The following is a 23,394-nucleotide window of genomic DNA, read 5'->3' as shown; positions in this document are numbered from 1 at the left end:
GCGAAGTTATCAATAAAAATATTGAGATTTGAGGTTGATACAATAAAAGAGTATTTGTTATGGAATTAAAAGGAAAAGTGCATGAAATTGGTGCATTACAACAGGTGAGTGAGACTTTTAAAAAACGCGATTTAATCATAGAATATGCAGAGAATCCTACTTATCCTGAATTCATCAGGTTTGAGGCACTGCAAGATAAAACTGCTTTGTTTGATAGTTTGAAAGTAGGTGACGATGTGGAAGTTGCTTTTAACTTACGTGGCCGTCCCTGGACTGACAAAACCGGAAAAGTATCTTATTTTAACAGTTTAGTAGTTTGGCGCATCAATGCATTGGCAAACAATGCGGCCGCCGCAGCTACACCAGCATATGCTCCACCTGTAGATTTAAACAGCGCACCGGGTGAAGATGATGACCTTCCTTTCTAGGACGGCATTAAAAGATCTTTTTTAAGAAAACAAGTTAGAACCATGGATGCCGGGGAGTTATTTCCCGGCATTTTTTATGGATTAAACCATTATTTGCATGTAAACCTGCATGTTAAAAAGTGTTAAAATCACTTTTTTATATTATTCCTTCTTTATTTTTGATCTTTACATAAAGGATGGTCCAGATTATACTGGCTGCATTGAACAGTTAATCGCTTCATATCGGCTCTCCCTAAAATTTATGCACCTATGAAAAAGAGGAGCTTCTGGTTTATTACAGCTTTGATGACTATTGCGTTATTGGGTGTTGTTGTAATGCAATTGTATTACATCAGGGAAGCTTATCGGTTAAATTCGCAGTTGTTTGAGCAAAATGTAAACCATGCGCTAACGGCTGTGGTCAATAAAATTCAGCGCATAGATGCCGCTGATCACATTAATAATAAGGATTTTGAAATCGGGATCAAGCGTAGGCAAGAACTGCGAAATCAGGATATCTTAGTTTCCAGACTTCTCGAAAGTCAAAAAACAGAGGAGAGAAAAAGAAAACAAAGACAACAGAAAATGATCAGCGATAACCTGAATACTCAGGACAGCATTATCCGATCTAACTTTTTCAATCCAAGTCTGCTTTCCGAATCGGAATTTGTTGCCATTGGCGATCAGTCTACTACCCCACTAAACGTAGACGTAAGTATTGGTGTGGATGCGGAGTTTCACATGACTGGTGGCACTGTGCGTAAAACCATCAGATTGATTAAAACCAAAACCTTTAATGTACGTCCTGATAAAATGCCTGACAGCATTCGTTATCTTGCCTATAGTATGGCGGACGGGCGGCCGGTTAAAATTTCTGTTGCAACGGTAGATGCTGATCTGGCGGCTAAATTTAAGCGGGAAGATGAGCTCAGTAAAAGGAGGAATGAACAAGCTTTAAAGCAATTGCAGACTGATACTTTAGGGCGTTTTGATGCTGGAAATCTCAATGTTGTTGAAGAGGTTTTTAAGGAAATGAGGCAGGCAAAAGTTCCACTTGCCCAAAGGATATCTCCCGGAGCCCTGGATGGCTTGATTAAAGAGGAGTTAATGAATAAGAACATTAACCTGAAATATGATTTTTGGGTAAAACTTGCCAATAGTGACTCTTTATTATTCAAAAAGGTATTTAACCCTAATGCTGAGGTTTTACCCGCTAATGTTTTTAAAACCCGGTTATTCAACAATTCAATAGTCCGTGATCCTGGTATGATTTACATCAGTTTCCCGGATAAAAATGCCGCTATCTTTGGCGGTCTCAGCGTTACGCTGGCCTCATCAGCGGGGCTGTTGCTGGTTCTTGTTTTCATATTTTCCTACACGCTGTATACGATACTGCAACAAAAGAAAATTTCTGAAATGAAGACGGATTTTATCAACAACATGACCCATGAATTTAAGACCCCGGTATCCACCATTATGATTGCCAGCGAGGCATTAAAGGATCCTGAAATATCAGAAGATAAAGCCCGTATAACAAGACTTGCCGGAATAATCTATGATGAAAATGTACGCCTTGGGAACCATATAGAACGTGTTTTGAGTATTGCCCGTCTGGAGAAAAAGGAATTACAACTGGAACATAACCCGGTAGATATTAATGAACTGGTTTTGGCAGTCGTGGATAGCATGCAATTACAACTGCAAAAGAAGGATGCTGTAATTGCTCTTGAACTGGATGCGGAGAACCCCGTGATATGGGGTGACGAACTGCATCTTTCTAACGTAATCTATAACCTGGTTGATAATGCAAATAAATATAGTCCGGGTCAACCTGTCATAAAAGTAAGTACCAGGGTTGTGGGTAAAAAGTTGGTCATTGAAGTTGCAGATCAGGGTATAGGGATGACTAAAGATCAAACTAAACGTATTTTTGATCAGTTTTATCGCGTGCCAACTGGTAATTTACATGATGTTAAAGGTTTTGGATTGGGACTAAATTACGTACAGGACATTGTTATTCAGATGAATGGCGTAGTAAAAGTACATAGCGAAAAAGATAAAGGAACAGTATTTGAAATAACCTTAGCCCTAAAATAATGAAGAAGATTCTATTGGTTGAAGATGATCCAAACCTCGGACTTTTATTGCAGGATTACTTGCAATTAAAGGGTAAGTTTGATGTAGTATTGTGCACAGATGGAGAAGAAGGGTTGAAAGCCTTTAGTAAGCACAGCTTTGATCTGTGTATTTTTGATGTGATGATGCCAAAAAAAGATGGCTTTACATTGGGTAAAGAGGTTAGGCGAATCAATAGCGATGTGCCTATAATTTTCGCTACTGCAAAAGCGATGATGGAAGACAAGGCTTTAGCATATGACCTTGGGGGAGATGACTATATCACCAAACCATTTAGAATTGAAGAATTGTTATTGCGCATTAATGCATTGCTTAAGCGAATAGCTGTAAAAGAGGTCCCGGAGCACGCACCTGTTCAAACTCATTTTCATATTGGTAAGTATACGTTTGATTATACCACTCAGCTGATTCATTTTGAAGACCGTCAACAAAAGTTATCCACTAAAGAGGCAGAATTATTGCAGCTGCTTTGTCTCAAAAAGAATGCGGTGTTGACCCGGGAAGAAGCACTAATAAGCATCTGGCACGACGATAATTATTTTAACGGACGTAGTATGGACGTATTTCTAAGTAAGCTTCGAAAATATTTGAAAGAGGATCCAAATGTGGAGATTTTAAATGTGCATGGTAAGGGATATAAGCTGCTGGTTAATTAGGCGATTTATTATCTTAAAATCTTAGTATATTTGCGAACGTACTTAAAATATGCCTGAGATTAATCCTGCTGAACTTGCTGCTAAATTTATTAACTATACCTCCAGGCATATTTTCTTGACTGGAAAGGCTGGAACAGGAAAGACTACTTTTTTACATAATCTAATTGCGCTAACACATAAGAAAGCTGTAATTGTTGCTCCTACGGGTATTGCTGCAATTAACGCTTCGGGAGTAACTATTCATTCACTTTTCCAATTGCCATTTGGTACTTATTTGCCAAAGCAGCCTGATCAGGGAGAAAGTCATTTTAACCAGCATTACAATACACCCAAATCTATTGTACGTCATTTACAGATGAACAGCACAAAGAGGCGGATTTTTCAGGACCTTGAATTACTGATTATTGATGAGGTGAGTATGCTGCGCGCGGATTTGCTGGATGCCATAGATATGGTACTTCGTTATGTGCGGAAGAACAATTTAAATTTTGGTGGGGTACAGGTTTTATTCATTGGAGATTTGCATCAGTTACCTCCTGTTGTAAAAAGCAGCGAATGGTCACTTTTGTCTGTGTTTTATAAAAGCGTTTACTTTTTTGACGCACTTGCTTTGCAACAAAACCCACCAGTATATATAGAACTGGAGAAGATTTACCGTCAGGCAGATGATGTCTTTATCTCTTTGCTGAATAACCTGAGAAATAACACTGTTACAGATCAGGATGTTCAACTTCTAAAAAAATATTATCGGGAAAACTTTGTTCCCGGCATGAATGATAAATATATTACCTTAACCACGCACAATCAAAAGGCTGATATTTTAAATAAAACGAGCCTTGATGAATTACCAACTCGTTCCTGGTTTTACAATGCACAGGTTGAAGGCGACTTTAGCGATTCTTCTTACCCTGCAGATTATGCTCTGGAGCTAAAAATTGGGGCTCAAGTGATGTTTATTAAAAATGATCCAACTGGTGAGCGTCGGTTTTTTAATGGTAAGATCGCTACGGTCACCAATTTGAGTACTACTGAAATTGAAGTGAGGGCAGATGGCTCTTCTGAGAAGATTGTGCTGGAAAAGTATACCTGGAAAAACATTAGGTATACAACGGATAAAACTACACATGAAATAAAAGAGGAAGAGATTGGGAAATTCATTCAGTATCCGGTAAAACTTGCCTGGGCAATTACCGTACATAAAAGTCAGGGATTGACTTTTGATAAGGCCATTATTGACATTGGGAGTGCTTTTGCACCGGGTCAAATTTACGTCGCTCTTTCCAGGTTAAGGTCACTTGATGGTTTAATATTAACATCCCTTATATCAGGAACCGGCATTCGTCAGGATCCAAATGTGTCGCTTTTTTCGCGTAATAAACAAAAGTATGAGGTTTTGGATGAGCAGATAAAATTTGAAAGCGACCTCTTTTTACAGGCATACCTGCTAAAGTGCTTTGACCTTACTGCATTAGACAATTTCATGTACGAGCATGTACATTCTTATACTAAAGACCTGAATAAATCTGCCAAGCAAAAGCACTTAAAATGGGCACAGGCACTTTTAAAGGAATTGAGCGAATTGCGTGCAAGTTCTAAAAAATTCCAGGGACAAATTCATCGCCTTTCACAGGATAAAACAGAAGAAGGTTTGAATACATTGTTAGATCGTGTTACTGCTGCCGAAAATTACTTTAATCCTTTGCTGCAGAAGATGTCCAGGACTATTTTTGAGCGGATGGAGCTTGTAAAACAGGATAAACAGGTTGTCGCATTTCTTACAGAATTGCTGGAGCTGGAGTCTTTGTTCTATGAGCAATATAAAAATATCCGGAAAGCTACTGCTTTGCTTGTGGCTACAATTAACGGGAAGGATTTTACCCGCAAGGATGTAAATGAACTTTTGAATGAAGCAGATAGGGCTTTTCAGATGCAAAAAGTATATGCAATGCCCAATACCCTGGATTTTACAGCAAAGAAAGCTAAGGGTACCAAGGGGACTAAAAAGCCTGCGGCACCAAAGGTTGATACCAAAGACCTTTCTTTACAATTGCTCAAATCAGGCAAAACCATCATGGAAATTGCAGCTGAACGAAAAATGGCCATTGGTACAATTGAGGGTCATATGGCACATTATGTAGCAACGCTGGAAGTTGGTGCCAAAGAAATCATTGGATCCAGAAAACTGGATACGATTTTAGCAGCAATAGATACATTGAAATCCATTCAAATGAACGTTATCAGAGAGCATCTGGGACGAGACTATTCTTTCGGTGAAATCAAAATAGGTATTGCTGCTCATTTAGCAGAGCGTGGCTAGTTAGAGATTGATATGACCTTCAAAAACCTGTTCTGCTGGTCCACATAAAAATACATTGCTGAAATTATGCCCATTGTAATCAAATTCGACCCTCAAGTCGCCCCCCAATACTTTAATTGGCGTAATTACATGTCCTTGCTGTTCATTTTGTTTGGCCATGGATAGCGCTACGGCGGTAACACCAGTACCACAAGCGTAGGTCTCATCCTCTACGCCCCGCTCAAATGTGCGTACAAAAAGATGATCTCCTTTATTCTCGATAAAATTGACATTAATACCTTCAGTTTTATAAGTATCGTTGTTACGGATATTTTTACCTGCTGTATATACATCCATATCGTTAAGCGCAGTAACTTCTTTTACATAATGTGGGGAGCCTGTATTCAAAACAAAGGCTGTCCCATCTTTGCTAATCTCTTCCACATCTATCATTTGCAGTTCAATCCAGTTGCCTTCTTCTGAAATTTTGGCATAATGCGGGCCATCTACTGCCAAAAAGTTAGTTTCTGACTGGATGATTCCCAGAAACTTAGCAAAGGCTACAATGCATCTGCCCCCATTTCCGCACATGCTTCCCGGTTTTCCATCTGCGTTAAAGTACAGCATCTCAAAATCATAATCTTCATGGTCTTTTAAAAACATCAGCCCATCTCCGCCAACACCAAATCTTCTATTGCAAATCTTCTCAATTTGGTTGTAATCAATGTTTTTTGAAGAAAGTTCACGCTGATCAATTAATATGAAATCATTGCCGGCACCCTGATATTTGTAAAATTTAATGTCCATTATAGTAATGCTGATTAAAGCTAGCGCAAGCAAAAATAGTTAAAGTCTTAGCATTTAACATTTTTTAACTATTTTCATGACGCTGTAAAGATGCAAATATTGGCATTATGGTCTTAAATTTGAATAAAAGATTCAAAAAGAACTTAAATATACACGCAATATGAAAAGAATAGGATTAATAGCATTGGCCGCATTTGTAGGTGGAGTGTCCGCAATTGGCGCCTATAAGTTGCTGGACCATAACAGTGACGCATTGTCTTTAACAGAAAAGCAGAATGTGCTTTTTGCAAGTAACCCTTCAAAAATTGCTTCTACAGGAGCGATAGATTTTGTGCAGGCTGCTGCTGCTGTTTCGCCTGCAGTAGTTCACATTAAAACTACTTTTTCTGGAACTTCAAGTAGTGGTGGAAACTCTCCAATGGACATGATGGAACAACTATTTGGCGGTGGCGGGCGCAGGCAACAACGCGCACCAAGGGCGGCTTCAGGCTCTGGGGTAATTTTAACGCCAGATGGTTATATTGTAACCAATAACCATGTGGTTGAGAATGCTGAAAAGGTTGAAGTTGTGCTTTCAGACCGACGTAAGGTTGTGGCTAAGGTGATTGGTACAGACCCCAATACAGACCTTGCGCTGATTAAAGTAGAGGCTTCCAATTTGCCGATCGTAAAAATGGGAAATTCAGACAACGTACAAATTGGAGAATGGGTATTGGCTGTGGGCTTTCCTTTAAACCTGCAAACTACTGTTACTGCCGGAATTGTTAGTGCTAAAGGACGTGCTATAGGTATTTTAGGAAGAGAGCAGCAGCTGCCAACAGAAGAAGAATATGAAGAGTATCAAAGAACAGGCAGAGCGCCGGCTCCAAAAGCGAACAGTTCTATAGAATCTTATATTCAAACTGATGCGGCCATAAATCCTGGTAACAGTGGAGGTGCATTGGTAAATGCTAATGGAGAGTTGGTGGGTATCAACGCCGCTATTGCCTCACAAACAGGAACCAATGAAGGTTATGGTTTTGCCATTCCGGTAAATCTTGCAAAGAAGATTTTGGAAGACTTTAAGAAATATGGTGCTGTAAAACGTGGATTTATCGGTGTAAGCTTCCAACCATTGGATGCTGATGCTGCAGAAAGGTTAAACATTAAAGACATCAATGGTCTTTATGTAAACGACGTAGTTGCAGGCGGAGCAGCCGAGGCTGCAGGTATTAAAAAAGGCGATATCATTAAAAAAATAGGAGAGACAGATATCTATGATTCTCCAGACCTTCAGGAAAAAATTGGTCGTATGAGTCCTGGGGATAAAGTACAGCTCACTATTTTAAGAGAAGGAAAACTTAAAGCGTTAAGTGTTACCTTAAAAGGAGATAGCAATGTAGCATCAACCAAAACAGCTTCAGCTGTTAAAACTGGCAGCACTATGGGTAAGTTAGGTGCTTCATTTGCACCTGCGCCTGCAGAGCTAAAAGCAAGGTACCGTGTTAAAAGTGGGGTAGTTGTTACCGGAGTTGAGCCAGGCAAACTATTTGATACTTTAGATTTGTCTAAAGGACTGCTGATTACTTCGGTAAACGGCAAGCCGGTAAACAGTGAAAAAGAAGTACAGGATGCGCTTCCATTTTCGAGGAACGGTATGACGGTTATTTCGGGTGTGGGACCTAACGGAAGTTTCACTTTCACCTTCTAAAATCCGCCTTATTTTATTACTTAAAAAATCATTTGCCCTAAAAAGCAGATGATTTTTTTTTGCTTTCATTTCTGACGGGCTAAGTATGCTAATTCACTAGAATGTTTCTAAATAGCTCTTTTGTCTGGATTTTGTCAGGAACACTTACAAACTAATTCTTTTATTAAATACTTTTGCATACTGAATTAAAAAAAAATATAAACATAATGGCTAGTTTCGGAAACGCTTTTTCCTCTTCTATAGGAAAAAAACTAATAATGGGTATCACGGGCCTGTTTCTAATTTTATTTCTTGTTGTACACTGCTTTATCAATGCCTTAATTTTTGTAAATGACGGCGGGGTAACCTTTAACATGGGTGCTCACTTTATGGGTACCAACTGGATCATTCGCGCAAGTGAAGTTATCCTGTTTGCAGGCTTGTTACTTCACATTTTTCAAGGTTTAAAATTAACTTTTGAAAATCAAAAAGCACGACCTGTAAAATATGCTTATCATGATGGTAAAGCGAACAGTAAATGGTATTCACGTTCAATGGGCCTGTTAGGCACATTATTGCTGATCTTTCTTATTGTTCACATTTCTAAATTTTGGGTGGCTTCAAGGTTCACCGGTATCCCTACAGAAGATATCAACGGAAACCATGATCTTTTTGCATTAATGGTTGAAACTTTTAAAAATCCATTCATTGTGATACTTTATGTATTGGCAATGGTTTCATTAGCTTATCATTTGCTACACGGCTTTGCTTCGGCGTTTCAAACATTGGGCTGGAACCATAAAAAATACAATGGCATCATTAAAGGCTTTGGTGTATGGTATTCTATCATCATCTCTTTAATTTTTGCAGCGATGCCAGTGGCGATGTACCTGGGTCTTATTAAATAATTTTTGATCTTAAAGTTTTAACAACATGGCAGAAATAAATGCTAATATACCCGAAGGAGAATTGACAGAAAAGTGGACTAAATTCAAGTCCTCTGTGCCTTTGGTTAACCCATCAAATAAAAGAACTATCGAAGTAATCATTGTAGGTTCAGGACTAGCGGGTGCTTCGGCTGCGGCTACTCTGGCTGAGATGGGCTACAAGGTAAAATGCTTTTGTTTTCAGGATTCTCCAAGAAGGGCGCACTCTATTGCCGCTCAGGGAGGTATCAATGCAGCAAAAAATTATCAGAATGATGGTGATAGCACATACCGTTTGTTCTACGATACGATAAAAGGTGGTGACTATCGTGCCCGTGAAGCCAACGTTCACCGCTTGGCAGAGGTAAGTACAAATATTATTGACCAGTGCGTAGCGCAAGGCGTACCATTGGCAAGGGAATATGGCGGTTTATTAGATAACCGTTCTTTTGGTGGTACACAAGTACAACGTACTTTTTATGCTGCCGGACAAACTGGTCAGCAGTTGTTATTGGGTGCCTACTCTGCTTTAGAGCGCCAGATTGGAATGGGTAAAGTAGAAATGTTTACCCGCCATGAAATGCTTGAAGTGGTTAAAATTGACGGTAAAGCACGTGGTATTATTGCACGTAACTTAATTACCGGCGAAATAGAACGTCATTTTGGACATGCGGTGGTATTGGGTACAGGTGGTTACGGAAACGTATTTTACCTTTCTACCAATGCAATGGGAAGTAACGTTACTGCTGCCTGGAAAGCACATAAACAGGGAGCTTATTTCGCAAACCCTTGTTATACGCAAATTCACCCCACTTGTATTCCGGTATCAGGAGATCATCAAAGTAAACTGACACTAATGTCAGAGTCCTTGCGTAATGACGGTCGTATTTGGGTGCCTAAAAAGAAAGATGATACCCGTAAAGCTTCGGAGATTCCTGAAGATGAAAGAGATTATTATCTGGAACGCCGTTACCCTGCGTTTGGTAATCTTGTGCCACGTGACGTTGCGTCACGTGCGGCTAAGGAGCGTTGTGATGCCGGTTATGGCGTAGGTGCATCCAAGCTTGCTGTTTATTTGGATTTTAAAGCCAATACAGAGCGTTATGGTAAAATAGAAGCCTCTAAGGCGGGTAATCATAACCCAGATAAAGAAACTTGTATGCGCTTAGGTACTGAGGTCATCAAAGCAAAATATGGTAACTTGTTTGATATGTATGCGCAGATTACAGGAGAAAATCCTTACGATACCCCAATGCGTATTTATCCTGCTGTTCACTATACTATGGGCGGCCTTTGGGTAGATTATAACTTAATGACCAGTGTACCCGGTTTATACTGTACAGGAGAAGCTAACTTTTCAGATCATGGTGCCAACCGTTTAGGTGCTTCTGCTTTAATGCAGGGTTTGGCCGATGGCTACTTTGTTCTTCCTTATACTATAGGTCAATACTTATCCAAAGAAATTTCAGTAAAAGCTATTCCTACAGATCATCCGGCGTTTGTTGAGGCTGAGGCCAGGGCAGTAGGCATTCTAAATACACTGATCAATATTAAAGGAACCAAGTCGGTTGATTATTTCCACAAGAAACTAGGCCACATTATGTGGGAAAAATGTGGAATGGCCCGTAATGAAAAAGGACTGAATGAAGCTATCCAGGAAATTAGGGCTTTACGTGCTGACTTCTGGAGTAATGTTCGTGTTCCCGGAGCCAGTAACGAGATGAACCCAGAGCTTGAAAAGGCGGGAAGAGTGGCCGATTTTATTGAATTAGGAGAACTGATGTGTATTGATGCTTTAAACCGTAACGAAAGCTGCGGTGGTCACTTTAGAGAGGAGTATCAAACTGAAGAAGGTGAGGCGCTTCGTGATGATGTAAACTACGCTTACGTAGCTGCATGGGAGTTCAAAGAAGGTGTAAACTTTGAACTACACAAAGAAGAACTGAAGTTTGAAAACATCAAGGTTGCACAAAGAAGTTATAAATAATAGCTAAGTACTAAAATCTCAATATCATGAGTACAGGAAATATGAACTTAACGCTTAAAGTTTGGCGTCAAAAAAATAACAAGACCAAAGGTGCTTTGGTGGATTATAAACTGTCGGAGATTTCGCCTGATATGTCTTTCTTAGAGATGTTCGACGTTTTAAACGAGGAACTTGTTAATAAAGGTGATGAGCCAGTTGTATTTGATCACGACTGTCGCGAAGGTATTTGCGGTGCATGCTCAATGTTCATCAACGGACGCCCGCATGGACCAAAAGACCTGGTTACAACTTGCCAGTTGCACATGCGCTCTTTCAAAGATGGAGATACTATTGTAGTAGAGCCATGGAGAGCGGCTGCTTTTCCGGTAGTTAAAGATTTAATGGTAGATCGTACTGCATTCGATAGAATTATTGCTTCTGGAGGCTTTATTTCTGTTAATACAGGTAATGCTCAGGATGCTAATGCACTTCCAATTCCAAAGAGCCAGGCAGATGCCGCTTTTGAAGCAGCAGCTTGTATTGGCTGCGGTGCTTGTGTGGCAACTTGTAAAAATGCTTCTGCAATGTTGTTTACTTCTGCTAAAATCTCTCAGTTGGCATTATTGCCTCAGGGACAGCCGGAACGTTACCGCCGAGCACAAAGTATGGTTGCGCAAATGGATGCAGAGGGCTTTGGGAACTGTACCAATACTGGTGCCTGCGAAGCAGAATGTCCTAAAGGCATCTCTCTTGAGAATATTGCAAGAATGAATAGGGATTTTTATTCCGCAAAATTTGTTTCTGAGGAGGAAGTTTAATAAATTTATAGCTCGAGACAAGGATATAAGCAAAAAGCCCGGTTGATTTTTTCAACCGGGCTTTTGCGTTTAAATTACCTGAATAAATATAAATTGACACAGAAAAAATAGACATTCAATAAATATAGAAATGTGTTTTAGGGGAGGTCAAGGGGAGTTAAGATGCGATAAAAGTATAAAAAAAGGTGTCCAGCCGAGGGAATCAAGTACTATGGGGACTAGTAAAGACTAAGTCAAACCATTGTTAAGCCAGTTAGCTAGCTGGCCATACCCTAGCTGAACCCCGGTAGAAGGCTGGTTAAACCCCGGTTTATACTACTATGATTCCTGAACGAATCTCTGGGTATAGTCTGGCAAGCCCCCGTTATGATACCTTAGTGATAGGCTAATCATAATGTAGTCAGTGCTGCAACAAGACACAAATTTTAGTACAGCAGGTATGATAAAGTTTTGCTTACATAAGGGCATAAAAAAAGCCCTTGGCGGGCTTTCAGTTCGGTACAGCTTGTAATCGCTATTTAACGATAGCTGCGGTTATTTTTGATAGGGAAGGCGCCTGAAAGCTGGTCTTCATTGCGTTCTCTTCTGTGCTGTTATGCTGTTGAATGCTACTTGTAAATGTAAAGATCATCATAACAAATACTGGTATCAATAAAAGTATAAATGGCGAAATGTTGGATAACCTTTTCATATTTTTTGTTTTTAATTACTATATTTTTTTCTAGAAAGCTCGCTCTGCGCTGCTTCATGATACAAATAGAACGAATACTATTATTATGCTAAACTATTTTAGACCAAGCACAAATAATTGTAGATAAACGCCCCAAAATCTATAGTTTTGTGTAGTGGAAACAGTTGGTAGAAGAAAAATGCCCGTTCGTCGAAATGCCGCTGCCGCTAAAATTGAATCTGCGTAATTTTCATAATGAAGAGTAAAGCCCCTTTTGTCGTACACTTTATATTTTGGTTGTTCATCTTTATCATTTGCGCAATCAGCATCTTTAATTCTAAATTTAGTTGGACAGGATACGATCTTTTCGTGCTATTTGGGTATTATGGTCTCATTAATATCTCCATCTTTTACATCAATTACACGCTTTTAGTACCACAGCTCATTAAAGAGCAAAAAAAGTACGGGCTATATGTTGCTTCGATTAGCATGCTCATCGTGAGTATGACAGTAGTTAAAACCGTACTTGCAAGTTTAAATAGTGAATTGGTGCTGCTGGATTATATGCCAGACAGCAAAAGCCTTGTGCCGGTAAATATTGTCTCTTATGTATTGAGGGCTATATTTATGTCCGGATTTTTTGTGGTTGTAAGTACGCTTATCCGATTTGCCGTAGATTGGTTTAGTAATGATCGTGTACAGCGGGATCTGGAGAGTGAAAAAAAGGACATGGAATTGCAGTTCCTTAAATCTCAGCTTAATCCTCATTTTCTTTTCAACTCGCTTAATAACATCTATTCACTGGCTTATCAAAAATCAGATAAAACCGCTGATGCGATCCTTAAGCTTTCAGAAATTATGCGGTATATGATCTATGAAAGTAACGATAGGTGGGTGTCTTTGAGTAAAGAAATAGAATATGTTCAGAGTTATATAGAATTGCAAAAACTGCGTTTTAAAGATGGTGCTGCAATCATTATGAACTTAAATGGAGAGATAGATAATCAGCAAATTGTGCCATTGATTTTGATATCATTTGTTGAGAATGCATTTAAACATGGTGTGGCTAACGACCCTTCTGATCCTATTCAGATCAACTTGATTGCCAATCAGAAAATACTGCATTTCAGCATCCGCAATAAAAAGAAAGAAAGTAATAAAGATATGGTAGGGGGCGTTGGCCTCAATAATGTTGAACGAAGGTTACAGCTGCTCTATCCTGAAAGGTATAAATTAAATATTGTAAATTCGCAAACACATTACACCAGCGAACTGATGATTGACATATGATAAAGTTAAAATGCATAGCCGTAGATGATGAACCTTTGGCATTGGATATCATTGAAGATTACATAAGTAAAGTGCCCTTTTTAGAATTGGTTAAACGTACAGAAAACCCAATTGAGGCCTTACAATTGGTTCAGGCCGGCGGTATTGACCTGGTATTTCTGGATGTGCAAATGTCTGAGCTAACCGGTATTCAATTTTTAAAAATAGCAGGTGACAAAGCGTGTTACATATTAACCACTGCGTATTCTGAATATGCACTGGAAAGCTATGACCTCAATGTATCTGATTATTTATTAAAACCAATTGCTTTTGATCGTTTTTATAAAGCAGCAGAGAAGGTCAATAATAAGTTAAAAGTTGCAGAGCCAGCAGAAGCGCCTCAGCAAATCCTTAGCTCTGCTCCATTCTCTTCCACTTCACAACCAATTCAGGATTTTATTTTTGTAAAAACTGAACATAAGATTCAAAAGATACAGCTTGAAGACGTTTTATATATTGAAGGATTAAAAGATTACATTTCAATTTTTACCAAAACGGAGCGGATCATTACCCTGCAAAACATGAAAAAGATGGAAGAAACGCTGCCATCAGCGCAGTTTATCCGTGTTCATAAATCTTATATTATTGCCTTTGACAAAATAGAAAGCATAGAGCGCAGCAGAATTACAATTTGCGGCAAGGTTATTCCCGTAGGTGACACCTACAGAGAAGAGTTTTTTAAGCGTATTGAGCAGAAAAATATTTAATTGTTATATCGATAACTAGTTCTTGGGTTCTGGAACCCGTAGCGGTTGTTTTAATACTGTGCAAATTGCATGCTCAGCTTCCAGTGTAATTTCTTCTGCGTTTTTCCCGGTTTTATCTATTGCGGGAAGTACCGTCCAGCGCAGTTTCTCGCCACAGCTTAATGGAAACATTCCATGCCTGACTAATTGCCAGGAATTTTCAATAGCAATAGGTACAATAAGGGCATCCGGGACGGATTTCAACAACGTAGCGATTCCGCCAACCTGAAATGGTTTTATCTTTCCATCTTTAGCACGTGTACCTTCGGGAAATATCGCAGCACCCCAATTGTTTTCCTTCATTCTTCTGCCTAATTTCAAGATCTCTACCACAGCCTGTTTGCTGTCCTTCCGGTCTATGTTAGCGCCACCACCATATTTTAAATTAAAAGAAATAGAAGGAATTCCCTTTGTCAATTCAATTTTTGAAATAAATTTTACATGATGTTTTCTTAAAAACCAGATAATTCCCGGAATGTCGTACATGCTTTGGTGGTTAGCGACAAATATGATGGGTTTACCTGCCGGCAAATGATGTTCGTTAATAAAAGTGACAGAACTGCCTAAAAACAGGTCGCAATAGGTTAAAAAGAAATTCAGCAAATCAACAGAAACCTTGTGCGCTTTATAGCCCAAAAACCGATAGCAAATCCATTGTATAGGCTGGAAAACGATCAGTGTCAAAAAAAAGAAGAAATAAAATATAGGCGTAAAAAAATACCCGAAAAACTTTTTCATAGCTAATCCAAAGATATAAATTCTTAGTCTACTTTGGTGGTGGAACTACGAGCTTCTTGATCTTTGTAAACCTGTAGTTTAAGCTGAAGGTAACGTTACTGGTATTGCTGGTAGAATAGTTGTCCTGTCTAAAGTTAATACCTTCACTAAATATACGGTTGTTTCTGCGTCCAAAAGGGTCACTAATATTAACCCGGGCATTAAGGCGGTTTTTAAGGAACATTTTTCTTGCAGCAAAGCCTGTGGTCATATTCCCCTTGCTGCGTCCCTGTGCATTGATGTTGTTGGCATAATTTAAGTTAGCCTCAAAAGCTGTCTTTAAGGGAAGTTGCATGGACAAACCTGCTTTTCCACGTAAACTTATGCCATTCCTATTTAATGCGGCGTTTAATTTAGAGGTGTAATCGGTTTGGATTACACTGAAATTTCCATTCGCAGAAATGGTTTTAGTAGGTCGGTAATTACCAATTAAAATTAAAGAAAGAGAGTTATTGGTGCCTACGTTGTCATAGGTCGTTTCTGAAATTTCGCCAACTACGGTTCTGAACCGTTCTATCACACCACGACTGGTGGAATAGGAAAGGCGCGGGGTAAAAGACCATTTCTCTCCAAAAACTCCAAAACTCAGGTCCATCTGATGCGTATACGCCGGAGAAAGGTTTGGGTTTCCAAAGGAAATATTCAAGGAGTCTGTATTGTTAATTTGCGGATTTAAAGTGTTTTCTCTTGGCCTGTTAATGCGAATACTGTAAGTAGCGCCAATAGTATATCGTTTCCTGAAAAACCTGTTCAAAGAAATATTTGGAAACAAACTTAAGTAGGGCTTTACATTGTAGGCGTCACCTGTGCTAAGATCAAACGTTACATCTGTCAATTCTGCCCTTATACCTGTTTTTACACCCCAGCCGTCTTTCTTGTAATTGTAAGATCCGTATCCCGAAAAGATATGCTCATTGTACAAAAATTGATTAGTTAGGCCAGGGTCTATCAAGTAGGCCTGTTCTGAAAAGTCATATTTCTGCACCAGCATGTCATTGTCGTTCCTTCTAAAATTATACTGTAGGCCCAGCTCTATTAAATCTCTCTTTTTAAAAACACGCTTATCAAAATCAAGGTTAAAAGTTAAACCTGTATTGCCTACATCGTTGTTGTTTTCTTGTAAAAAAGGGCTTGATACAGTGGGATAGGTATATGCACGGTCAAGTAAGCGGTAACTTTGGTTTCCTCCTGTGTTAAAAGTAATACCCATAGCTAGTTTTGCGCCACCGGTATCTAGCTGCACCTCATAATCGGCATTAAATACAAAGCTTTTACTGCTGCCATTTCCGGTATTTACCTGTTCACGAATTCTGGATAGTTCTTTTGCTTCGTTTAAAAAATTAAAGGTATTTTCGGAATGATTGTTACTATTGTTGTTGTTAAAGTTGGTAGAGACCCGAAGATTCTTTTTTGGTGTGATATCCCAGTCCAGCGCCGCTCTATAATTACCTCCGGTACTTTCATTTTTACTTGTGGTATACTGATCGTTGTAAGAAGTGGTATCTGCAGAAAAGTTCTCCCTAAGTGAAGAATTGGTGCTCCGGTTTACGTTTCTTTTGAAAGCGGCACTTCCATTTAGAGAATAGGTCCTGGCCTTATAAGACATATTGGTATTGGCATTGGCATTTCCCTGAATGCCCGAAGTGATACCTGCATTACCGTTAAAACCGATCTTGAAACCTTTTTTTAAAACGATGTTGATGATGCCCTCACCATCACCCGAGTATTTGCTCGGTGGGTTGGTCATGACTTCAATTTTCTCAATAGCATCTGATGGGAGCACGCTTAGTAAATCTGAGATATTAGAAGTCATGTAATCAGATGGTTTTCCATCAATAAAAATGCGCGTACTCCTTTTTCCGGCAATGGTTGCATTTCCCTCAATATCCACCTGCACCATTGGTACCTCTTTAAGCAAGTCTGCCGCTGTGCTGCCCTCTGCCAGTATAGACTGCCCAACGTTGTAAGTAATCATATCTGCACCAAATTCTATGATCGGTTTGGCCACGGTAATGGTAACTTCCGATAAATTGTTTTGATCACTACTAAGTTTTAAACTGCCAAGCCCTCTTTCCATGGTCTTGGCATTCAATAGAATCTCGTTTACAATCAGAGGAACAAATCCAACGTAGCTTACCTTAATTCTATACAGACCTGGTTTTAATGCATTAAATTTAAAATCGCCATTCTCGTCCGTTGCTGTCGTAAAAAGCGGTTGCTCTGCATTTTGAACATACAATGCAACTACAGCAGAGGGCACTGGTAATGCGCCAACTTCTTCTACCACTTTACCAGAAATTACTCCTTTTTCCAATAGTGGGGCAGCTAAAGCGGCAAAACTGCGCTCTGCGGTTTTAAGGCAGAAAAGAAAGTTGAGGACGATAAAAAAGATGAGTTTTGGCTTCAATTTAGTTTTAGTTTATAAACGCTTAGAAAGCACCCTCGTCTGACCTCATCTCCGGCGCCTCCTGCTTCTTAGGTTTTTTCATAAAGGTAGTCTTTCCAAAGCGATATGAAAAGGTTAAATTTCCAGAAGTTCCCTGCATATATCTTTGAAAATCAGTGCTGGAGAAGTTGTCGTCAATCGTCATACCGAATTTTTTGGTGTTAAAAATATCCCTTACGTTTAAGCTTAATGATGCTTTTTTATTAGGGAAATCGTATTTAGCACCCGCATCAATACCATACATCGCTTTGCGTTTGCCCTGTGCCATGATTTCAGAAGAGGTATACTCTCCTTTAATCTGTAACGTAATGCCGTAAGGCAGTACGAAATTATTGGTCAGGTTGGCATTATAGCTAAAGCCAGAATTTTCTGGAATTTCTTCGGGCACGAGTTCATTTGCTGGTATGGCATCAACTTTTCGTTGGTACAGGTTTACGTTACCAGTAAAATTCCAGGCTTTAACTACTTCTACCTTACTAATCAATTCCAATCCGTTATTAATACCTGTTGTTAAATTGTACGGCATCATGATAATTACGCCATTTGCATCCGGACGGGAGCGGATCCGTTGCACCAAATCATTGGTTTGCCGTCTGTAAGCACTTCCAATAAAGGAGATTTTTTTCCAAAATTTGCTATAGCTCAACTCCAGTGAATGCGTGTCTTCAGGTAACAGACTTGGATTTCCCTGACGCCAGCTGTAAGGATCAGAATAATCTGTGAAAGGGTTGGTATCCCAGGGACGTGGACGGTTCACCCTGCGGGTATAACTCAGTTGAAGCTGCTGCTCCGCTTCAAATTTCTGTGTCAGGAAAATGCTTGGGTAAATGCGGTCGTAGGCAATTCTGCCCGGTGTATAAACCAATTGGTTTGCTCTGTTATATGCGCCTGAAATTGTATTTAAAGATGCCGATTCCCCACGCAGACCTATTTGGTAACCAAAATTCTTGATCTGATTTTGGTAATTTAAATAAATGGCATGCACCTGGTCTTTACTGCTGAAGGTATTGGACTGCAAAAAATCCTGATCAAGTACATTTGTTGTGGTGTTAAACGTTTGTGCTAAAACGTAACTGTTGGAATACTTTATCTGACTGCGATATCCGCTTTCCAGCTTGCCCAATTTGCCCATTGGCATGGTATAATCTGCCTGAATGTTATAGTTATGGTTATCGCTCTGGTTAGCATTGGTTAGCAGTTCAGGGACAGAATTGGATGCTATTCCATTGTCAACGTAAATGCTTGTGTTGTACTCCTGATAATTGTCATTAATGCCATCAGAATATCCGAAGTTCAGGGTAAGCTCCTGCTGAGGTTTAAACTTATGGCTATAGTCTAAATTAAGGTCGTAACTATTACCGCTCCGGTTATTGCTATTTATCCGGTTACTTAATTGTAGTGCAGCGCCTTGGGCATTATACCTATTGATCTCTAATAAATCCCTGCCATTGCTGTTTCTACTGTTAAAACCCGCAGAAAGGCTTACAATATCTTTCGTGGTTACATAGTAATCAATTCCTGCTTTTGCATTGTGGTTTTTGTCCAAATTTGAAGCTGTTGTGAGCTGCTCGGTAAAGGCCGAAGAACCAGTTGGTACGTTCTTATAAGTGATATTGTTAAAACCTCCACCAGGTCTGTTGCCATATTTGTAACCATAATTTCCGTAGATATTAACCTTACTATTTTGAAAACTCAAATTGGTATTCCCATTATAGTTCTCCCTGTTTCCAGCGGTTAAAGCTACAGAACCATTTAACCCAAGTTTTTTATTTCTTTTGAGTACGATATTGATGATTCCGGATTGTCCTTCTGCATCATATTTGGAAGAGGGGTTGGTAATTACTTCTACAGATTCAATTGAACTGGCAGGGATAGACTGAAGAATTTGAGCCACATCGCCCCCCGCAATTAAGGAGGCCTTGCCATCTATTAGCACTTTTACGCCGGTGGATCCCCGTAAGCTCACGTTTCCGTCCATATCCATTTGCAAAGAAGGTACATTTTGTAAAAGATCAGAAGCAGATCCACCTTCACTTACTAAACTCTGGTCTACAGAGAAAATCTTTTTATCAATACCCAGTTGCATGGTGCTTTTTGGCGCTGTAATGGTTACCTCATTTAAGGCTGTTCCCTTTGCGGCTTTCATCTTTACAGTCCCAAAATTTACATTTTGTACAGTAGCAGATATGGAGACAGAATCTCTAACCATAGTTTGGTAGCCCACATAGCTAATTTTAAACGTAAAAACACCATTGGGCAGGCCTGTCATCACCAGGTTCCCATTTGCATCTGTTTGCCCAACCTTTACAGTCGCTTTTGTTCTTCTGTTCAGAAGGAGCGCTGTAGCAAAAGGGATCGTTTGGTTATTTTGCGCATCGCTGATGACGGCGGTAATTTTACCAGTTCCTGCAGGTAATGTTGTTTGTGCAGTCAATGTAAAGGCAAAAAGTAAAATAGGAAAAAAGAAGAACAAGGCTTTGTACAACCTTTCCTTCATTAATCTAGACAGTATATTCATAGTGCAAAGAAACAACCAGAAAACCAAACTATTGAGGCGTAACTACATTATTACCTTTTAGAATAATTATTACTCAACAGAAACGGTGAGTCCTTCCTGTTGCAGGATCTTCCGATAAATTTCCATTTCAGTGTAAGAGCCTTCCAGTATAGCGCATTTACCTTTGTTGTGCACTTCCCAGGCAATTTTCTCTGCTTGTTGCTCACTGTAATCCAGATATTTCATCATACAGTATATCACATGATCAAAAGTATTCACATCGTCGTTCCATAAAATTAAACGATGGACAGTCTTTAATGAAGTTAAAATCTCCTCAAGAGTGAACGTTTCTTCCTTTGTTTCTGTTGACATTCCACAAAAATAAGCTAATTTTAAAATAATCTTGTAGTTAAGGCAACTTTTGCTTAAAATTCACCAACCAAGTTAAACCATTATAATTTTTCAATTACAGTAGTGCAGGGAATACAAAATCAAAATAGCTTCATCACCTTTAAAAACAATTTGTAAACATGGAAATGCAGCGTTCAAAAATAGCAGGTGTAGGACATTATGTTCCTAAAAATATATATACCAATGATGATCTTTCACAGTTTATGGAAACCAGTGATAGCTGGATCCAGGAGCGTACAGGTATAAAAGAGCGGAGATTCGCCGACCGTCTTGGAGAAACAACGACGACAATGGGCGTTGAAGCTGCTAAGATAGCGATTGAGCGTGCAGGGATTACGGCTCAGGAGGTGGACTTTATCATCTTCGCTACCTTAAGTCCTGATTACTACTTTCCTGGTTGTGGGGTTTTGCTCCAACGGGAGATGAAAATGAAAGAAGTAGGGGCACTAGATATTAGAAATCAATGCTCCGGATTCATCTACGCATTGTCTGTTGCAGACCAGTTCATTAAAACGGGTATGTACAAAAATATCCTGGTGGTGGGTAGTGAAAAACATTCTTTCGCAATGGATTTTGAAACCCGGAGCCGTAATGTATCGGTAATTTTTGGAGATGGTGCTGGTGCTGTAATTCTGCAACCTGCGCAAAAGGAGGGGCAGGGAATCATGAGTACGCATTTACATAGCGACGGAGCCGAAGCAGAACTGCTGGCGATGTTTTATCCTGGAGCTCATGCCAATAAATGGATGCCCGAAAAGCCAGGTTATCCGGATCAGGAGCTTGGCGGTTTGTTTATGACTAGCGAACAGCTGGAAGGTGGTGCTGCACTGCCCTACATGGACGGACCTGCAGTATTTAAAAAAGCTGTGGTCAAATTTCCAGAAGTGATCAGGGAAGCTTTACAGGCCAACAATCTGGGGCCGCAGGATATCGATCTCCTGGTGCCGCATCAGGCCAACCTGCGCATTAGTCAATATGTTCAACAATTGCTGTCGCTGCCAGATGAGAAGGTATTCAATAACATTCAAAAGTATGGGAATACTACTGCTGCCTCGGTACCCATAGCTTTGTCTGAGGCCTGGGAAGCGGGAAAAATTAAGGATGGTGATTTAATTTGTCTGGCTGCTTTTGGTTCGGGCTTTACCTGGGGTAGCGCATTGATCCGCTGGTAAGGAACTAAGATTTTAGGAGCCCTTTGCGGCCTTTGTCATCTGGGCAAAGGCATCCCACATCTCGTCAGATACGGCTTCTAGTCCATTAAATTGCCCTGCACCCTGGAGCCATTCGCCCCCATCAATGGTAATGACCTCGCCATTAATATAGCCTGAAAAATCGCTTACCAAAAAGGCCGCTAAATTTGCGAGTTCCTGGTGGTCACCAACCCTTTTTAAAGGTACCCGGTTTTTGAAGTCGAATTTTTCTGCCAGTTCTCCTGGTAATAAACGTTCCCATGCACCTTTTGTAGGGAATGGACCTGGAGCTATGGCATTGGTACGGATGCCGTATTTTCCCCACTCCACCGCCAAAGAACGTGTCATTGCCAATACACCGCCTTTCGCACAGGCAGAGGGTACTACATAGGCAGAGCCGGTAAATGCATATGTAGTTACAATATTTAATACACTTGCCGCTTGTTGCTCCTTAATCCAATGCTTACCAAATGCAAGCGTACAGTTTACAGAACCTTTGAGTACAATATCAATAATGGATGAAAAGGCATTTGCAGACAAACGCTCCGTGGGCGAAATGAAATTCCCAGCTGCATTATTTAATAGGCTGTCTACCTTTCCAAAAACACGGAGACTTTCTGCCAGTACATGCTCAACCTGGTCGTATTCGCGTACGTCACATGCTACGGCAAGGACTTTACCTCCTGTTAATTCCTCCATCTCCAAAGCGGTTTTTTGAATAACTTCCAGCTTACGGCTAGTGATGACCAGATTGGCTCCCAACTTTAAAAAGTACGTTCCCATCGCTTTGCCAAGACCAGTACCGCCACCAGTTATAACTATCGTTTTCCCTTTTAGGGCATCCTCTCTTAACATTGGCTGATTGTACATATACTTACTTTTTTTGCAGGTTATCAATAATGGTTTTAAGGATATTTCTAGTAGCGGGAGACCACCATTGTTTTAACATCAGTTCCAGCGCCTCACTTTGGTCGGCAGAGGTAATGTTAATCAAATCCTGACGAATATTTTGCTTGCTTTGCTGCCAGGTTACCGGAGAAAGTGCCATATACTTTCTAATTTTTCGCTCTGCAGCCGTCATAATACTTTCTGGCTTCACCAACTCATCTACCAACCCAACCTTTAAAGCTTCTTCAGGTGTAAACAATTTTCCCTCCAGCAAGCTCCGTGCCGCTTGGGCCTGGCCAATCCAGAAGGAATACAATGCAAATACGGCATGCGGAACAATGATGCCTACCGGCACTTCGTTGAGTCCAATAATATATTGTCCTTCGGCCATAATGCGTACATCGCAAGCCAAAGCAATTACGCATCCACCAGCAGGGGCATGACCGTTGATAGCGGCCACCATTGGCTTGCTAAAAGCAGTGAGGTTGGCGGTAAACTTTAAAAACAATTCCCAAAAGGATTTGGCCTCTGGCTCATTGTAGCTGTACAATTCAATCAGGTCTAATCCGGCCGAAAAAAAGTGTTCCTTCCCTGTAATCACAACCCCGCCAATTAGCGGGTCTGCCGCAATGTTACGCAGCATGTCGTCCAGTTCAGTAATCATTTCCCTGTTCAGCGCGTTAGATTTGCCACGGTTTAGTGTGACAATAGCCAGGTGGTCTTTTACAGTTACATTAATGGTGTTCATCGGCTTTCTGC

19 protein-coding genes are annotated in these 23,394 nt (G+C 40.1%); 11 read left to right on the top strand and 8 right to left on the bottom strand.

Annotated features, from left to right (window positions below):
• The first annotated feature begins 59 nt into the window (after positions 1-59).
• From LPB86_RS02315 to LPB86_RS02300, 4 genes are all read left to right on the top strand, one after another.
• A complete protein-coding gene (locus LPB86_RS02315; RefSeq protein WP_230640930.1) occupies positions 60-428 on the top strand; it encodes a DUF3127 domain-containing protein in 369 nt (122 codons plus the stop codon).
• Positions 429-677: 249 nt separating this feature from the next.
• Entirely contained in the window at positions 678-2,504 is a 1,827-nt protein-coding gene (locus LPB86_RS02310) for a HAMP domain-containing sensor histidine kinase (protein WP_230640929.1), read from the top strand.
• A complete protein-coding gene (locus LPB86_RS02305) occupies positions 2,504-3,199 on the top strand; it encodes a response regulator transcription factor (protein WP_230640928.1) in 696 nt (231 codons plus the stop codon). Before LPB86_RS02310 ends, LPB86_RS02305 begins: the two co-directional genes overlap by 1 nt.
• A 49-nt stretch (positions 3,200-3,248) precedes the next feature.
• Entirely contained in the window at positions 3,249-5,516 is a 2,268-nt protein-coding gene (locus tag LPB86_RS02300; protein ID WP_230640927.1) for a helix-turn-helix domain-containing protein, read from the top strand.
• Here the strand turns inward: LPB86_RS02300 and dapF are convergent, their stop codons facing one another.
• Entirely contained in the window at positions 5,517-6,302 is a 786-nt protein-coding gene (gene dapF / locus LPB86_RS02295; protein WP_230640926.1) for a diaminopimelate epimerase, read from the bottom strand. It abuts the gene before it with no gap.
• Between the two features lie 160 nt (positions 6,303-6,462).
• Here dapF and LPB86_RS02290 point away from each other — a divergent pair, with 160 nt between their 5' ends.
• The 4 genes from LPB86_RS02290 to LPB86_RS02275 all read left to right on the top strand — a co-directional run bounded on the left by LPB86_RS02290 (position 6,463) and on the right by LPB86_RS02275 (position 11,681).
• Positions 6,463-7,992: a trypsin-like peptidase domain-containing protein gene (locus LPB86_RS02290; protein ID WP_230640925.1), complete on the top strand. Its 1,530-nt coding sequence runs from the start codon at positions 6,463-6,465 to the stop codon at positions 7,990-7,992.
• A gap of 206 nt (positions 7,993-8,198) precedes the next feature.
• On the top strand, positions 8,199-8,879 hold the full coding sequence (locus LPB86_RS02285) for a succinate dehydrogenase cytochrome b subunit (protein WP_230640924.1): 681 nt from the start codon (positions 8,199-8,201) through the stop codon (positions 8,877-8,879).
• 25 nt (positions 8,880-8,904) lie between these two features.
• Complete coding sequence (locus tag LPB86_RS02280) at positions 8,905-10,884, top strand: fumarate reductase/succinate dehydrogenase flavoprotein subunit (protein WP_230640923.1); 1,980 nt, start codon at positions 8,905-8,907, stop codon at positions 10,882-10,884.
• Between the two features lie 26 nt (positions 10,885-10,910).
• On the top strand, positions 10,911-11,681 hold the full coding sequence (locus tag LPB86_RS02275) for a succinate dehydrogenase/fumarate reductase iron-sulfur subunit (protein ID WP_230640922.1): 771 nt from the start codon (positions 10,911-10,913) through the stop codon (positions 11,679-11,681).
• A gap of 514 nt (positions 11,682-12,195) precedes the next feature.
• Here the strand turns inward: LPB86_RS02275 and LPB86_RS02270 are convergent.
• Positions 12,196-12,372, bottom strand: coding sequence for a hypothetical protein (locus LPB86_RS02270; RefSeq protein WP_230640921.1), 177 nt, complete (start codon positions 12,370-12,372; stop codon positions 12,196-12,198).
• A 234-nt stretch (positions 12,373-12,606) separates the two neighbouring features.
• On the opposite strand from LPB86_RS02270, the gene LPB86_RS02265 reads away from it, so the two are divergent.
• Both LPB86_RS02265 and LPB86_RS02260 read left to right on the top strand, forming a co-directional pair.
• Positions 12,607-13,641, top strand: a complete 1,035-nt coding sequence (locus tag LPB86_RS02265; protein ID WP_230640920.1) for a sensor histidine kinase — start codon at positions 12,607-12,609, stop codon at positions 13,639-13,641.
• Positions 13,638-14,387: a LytTR family DNA-binding domain-containing protein gene (locus LPB86_RS02260; protein ID WP_230640919.1), complete on the top strand. Its 750-nt coding sequence runs from the start codon at positions 13,638-13,640 to the stop codon at positions 14,385-14,387. The genes LPB86_RS02265 and LPB86_RS02260 overlap by 4 nt, the downstream gene beginning before the upstream one ends.
• A 15-nt stretch (positions 14,388-14,402) precedes the next feature.
• Here the strand turns inward: LPB86_RS02260 and LPB86_RS02255 are convergent, their stop codons facing one another.
• The 4 genes from LPB86_RS02255 to LPB86_RS02240 form a co-directional block, all read right to left on the bottom strand.
• The gene (locus tag LPB86_RS02255) at positions 14,403-15,164 is read right to left on the bottom strand and encodes a 1-acyl-sn-glycerol-3-phosphate acyltransferase (protein WP_230640918.1); all 762 of its coding nucleotides are present in this window, start codon (positions 15,162-15,164) and stop codon (positions 14,403-14,405) included.
• A 28-nt stretch (positions 15,165-15,192) separates the two neighbouring features.
• Complete coding sequence (locus tag LPB86_RS02250) at positions 15,193-17,610, bottom strand: outer membrane beta-barrel family protein (protein WP_230640917.1); 2,418 nt, start codon at positions 17,608-17,610, stop codon at positions 15,193-15,195.
• Between the two features lie 22 nt (positions 17,611-17,632).
• Positions 17,633-20,167, bottom strand: coding sequence for a TonB-dependent receptor domain-containing protein (locus LPB86_RS02245; protein ID WP_230640916.1), 2,535 nt, complete (start codon positions 20,165-20,167; stop codon positions 17,633-17,635).
• 69 nt (positions 20,168-20,236) lie between these two features.
• On the bottom strand, positions 20,237-20,518 hold the full coding sequence (locus LPB86_RS02240; RefSeq protein WP_230640915.1) for an ATP-dependent Clp protease adaptor ClpS: 282 nt from the start codon (positions 20,516-20,518) through the stop codon (positions 20,237-20,239).
• A 158-nt stretch (positions 20,519-20,676) separates the two neighbouring features.
• Here LPB86_RS02240 and LPB86_RS02235 point away from each other — a divergent pair, with 158 nt between their 5' ends.
• Complete coding sequence (locus tag LPB86_RS02235) at positions 20,677-21,729, top strand: 3-oxoacyl-ACP synthase III family protein (RefSeq protein ID WP_230640914.1); 1,053 nt, start codon at positions 20,677-20,679, stop codon at positions 21,727-21,729.
• Positions 21,730-21,741: 12 nt separating this feature from the next.
• On the opposite strand, the gene LPB86_RS02230 is transcribed toward LPB86_RS02235, so the two are convergent.
• Both LPB86_RS02230 and LPB86_RS02225 read right to left on the bottom strand, forming a co-directional pair.
• A complete protein-coding gene (locus LPB86_RS02230; protein WP_230640913.1) occupies positions 21,742-22,617 on the bottom strand; it encodes an SDR family oxidoreductase in 876 nt (291 codons plus the stop codon).
• A 4-nt stretch (positions 22,618-22,621) separates the two neighbouring features.
• Positions 22,622-23,383: an enoyl-CoA hydratase/isomerase family protein gene (locus LPB86_RS02225; protein WP_230640912.1), complete on the bottom strand. Its 762-nt coding sequence runs from the start codon at positions 23,381-23,383 to the stop codon at positions 22,622-22,624.
• Positions 23,384-23,394: the final 11 nt, after the last annotated feature.

This window comes from Pedobacter sp. MC2016-14, from assembly GCF_020991475.1.
In the GTDB taxonomy this organism is placed as follows: domain Bacteria; phylum Bacteroidota; class Bacteroidia; order Sphingobacteriales; family Sphingobacteriaceae; genus Pedobacter.
Note: the sequence above shows the minus strand (reverse complement) of the source record. Positions and strands in the feature narration are given on the sequence as shown.

Bases quoted from the DNA above. Each gene is read 5' to 3' on its own strand.
- LPB86_RS02230 (WP_230640913.1), bottom strand. From the start codon at position 22,617: ATGTACAATCAGCCAATGTTAAGAGAGGATGCCCTAAAAGGGAAAACG.
- LPB86_RS02255 (WP_230640918.1), bottom strand. From the start codon at position 15,164: ATGAAAAAGTTTTTCGGGTATTTTTTTACGCCTATATTTTATTTCTTC.
- LPB86_RS02290 (WP_230640925.1), top strand. From the start codon at position 6,463: ATGAAAAGAATAGGATTAATAGCATTGGCCGCATTTGTAGGTGGAGTG.
- LPB86_RS02240 (WP_230640915.1), bottom strand. From the start codon at position 20,518: ATGTCAACAGAAACAAAGGAAGAAACGTTCACTCTTGAGGAGATTTTA.
- LPB86_RS02270 (WP_230640921.1), bottom strand. From the start codon at position 12,372: ATGAAAAGGTTATCCAACATTTCGCCATTTATACTTTTATTGATACCA.
- LPB86_RS02280 (WP_230640923.1), top strand. From the start codon at position 8,905: ATGGCAGAAATAAATGCTAATATACCCGAAGGAGAATTGACAGAAAAG.
- LPB86_RS02260 (WP_230640919.1), top strand. From the start codon at position 13,638: ATGATAAAGTTAAAATGCATAGCCGTAGATGATGAACCTTTGGCATTG.
- LPB86_RS02310 (WP_230640929.1), top strand. From the start codon at position 678: ATGAAAAAGAGGAGCTTCTGGTTTATTACAGCTTTGATGACTATTGCG.
- LPB86_RS02265 (WP_230640920.1), top strand. From the start codon at position 12,607: ATGAAGAGTAAAGCCCCTTTTGTCGTACACTTTATATTTTGGTTGTTC.
- LPB86_RS02300 (WP_230640927.1), top strand. From the start codon at position 3,249: ATGCCTGAGATTAATCCTGCTGAACTTGCTGCTAAATTTATTAACTAT.
- LPB86_RS02225 (WP_230640912.1), bottom strand. From the start codon at position 23,383: ATGAACACCATTAATGTAACTGTAAAAGACCACCTGGCTATTGTCACA.
- dapF (WP_230640926.1), bottom strand. From the start codon at position 6,302: ATGGACATTAAATTTTACAAATATCAGGGTGCCGGCAATGATTTCATA.
- LPB86_RS02275 (WP_230640922.1), top strand. From the start codon at position 10,911: ATGAGTACAGGAAATATGAACTTAACGCTTAAAGTTTGGCGTCAAAAA.
- LPB86_RS02305 (WP_230640928.1), top strand. From the start codon at position 2,504: ATGAAGAAGATTCTATTGGTTGAAGATGATCCAAACCTCGGACTTTTA.
- LPB86_RS02235 (WP_230640914.1), top strand. From the start codon at position 20,677: ATGGAAATGCAGCGTTCAAAAATAGCAGGTGTAGGACATTATGTTCCT.
- LPB86_RS02245 (WP_230640916.1), bottom strand. From the start codon at position 20,167: ATGAATATACTGTCTAGATTAATGAAGGAAAGGTTGTACAAAGCCTTG.
- LPB86_RS02285 (WP_230640924.1), top strand. From the start codon at position 8,199: ATGGCTAGTTTCGGAAACGCTTTTTCCTCTTCTATAGGAAAAAAACTA.
- LPB86_RS02315 (WP_230640930.1), top strand. From the start codon at position 60: ATGGAATTAAAAGGAAAAGTGCATGAAATTGGTGCATTACAACAGGTG.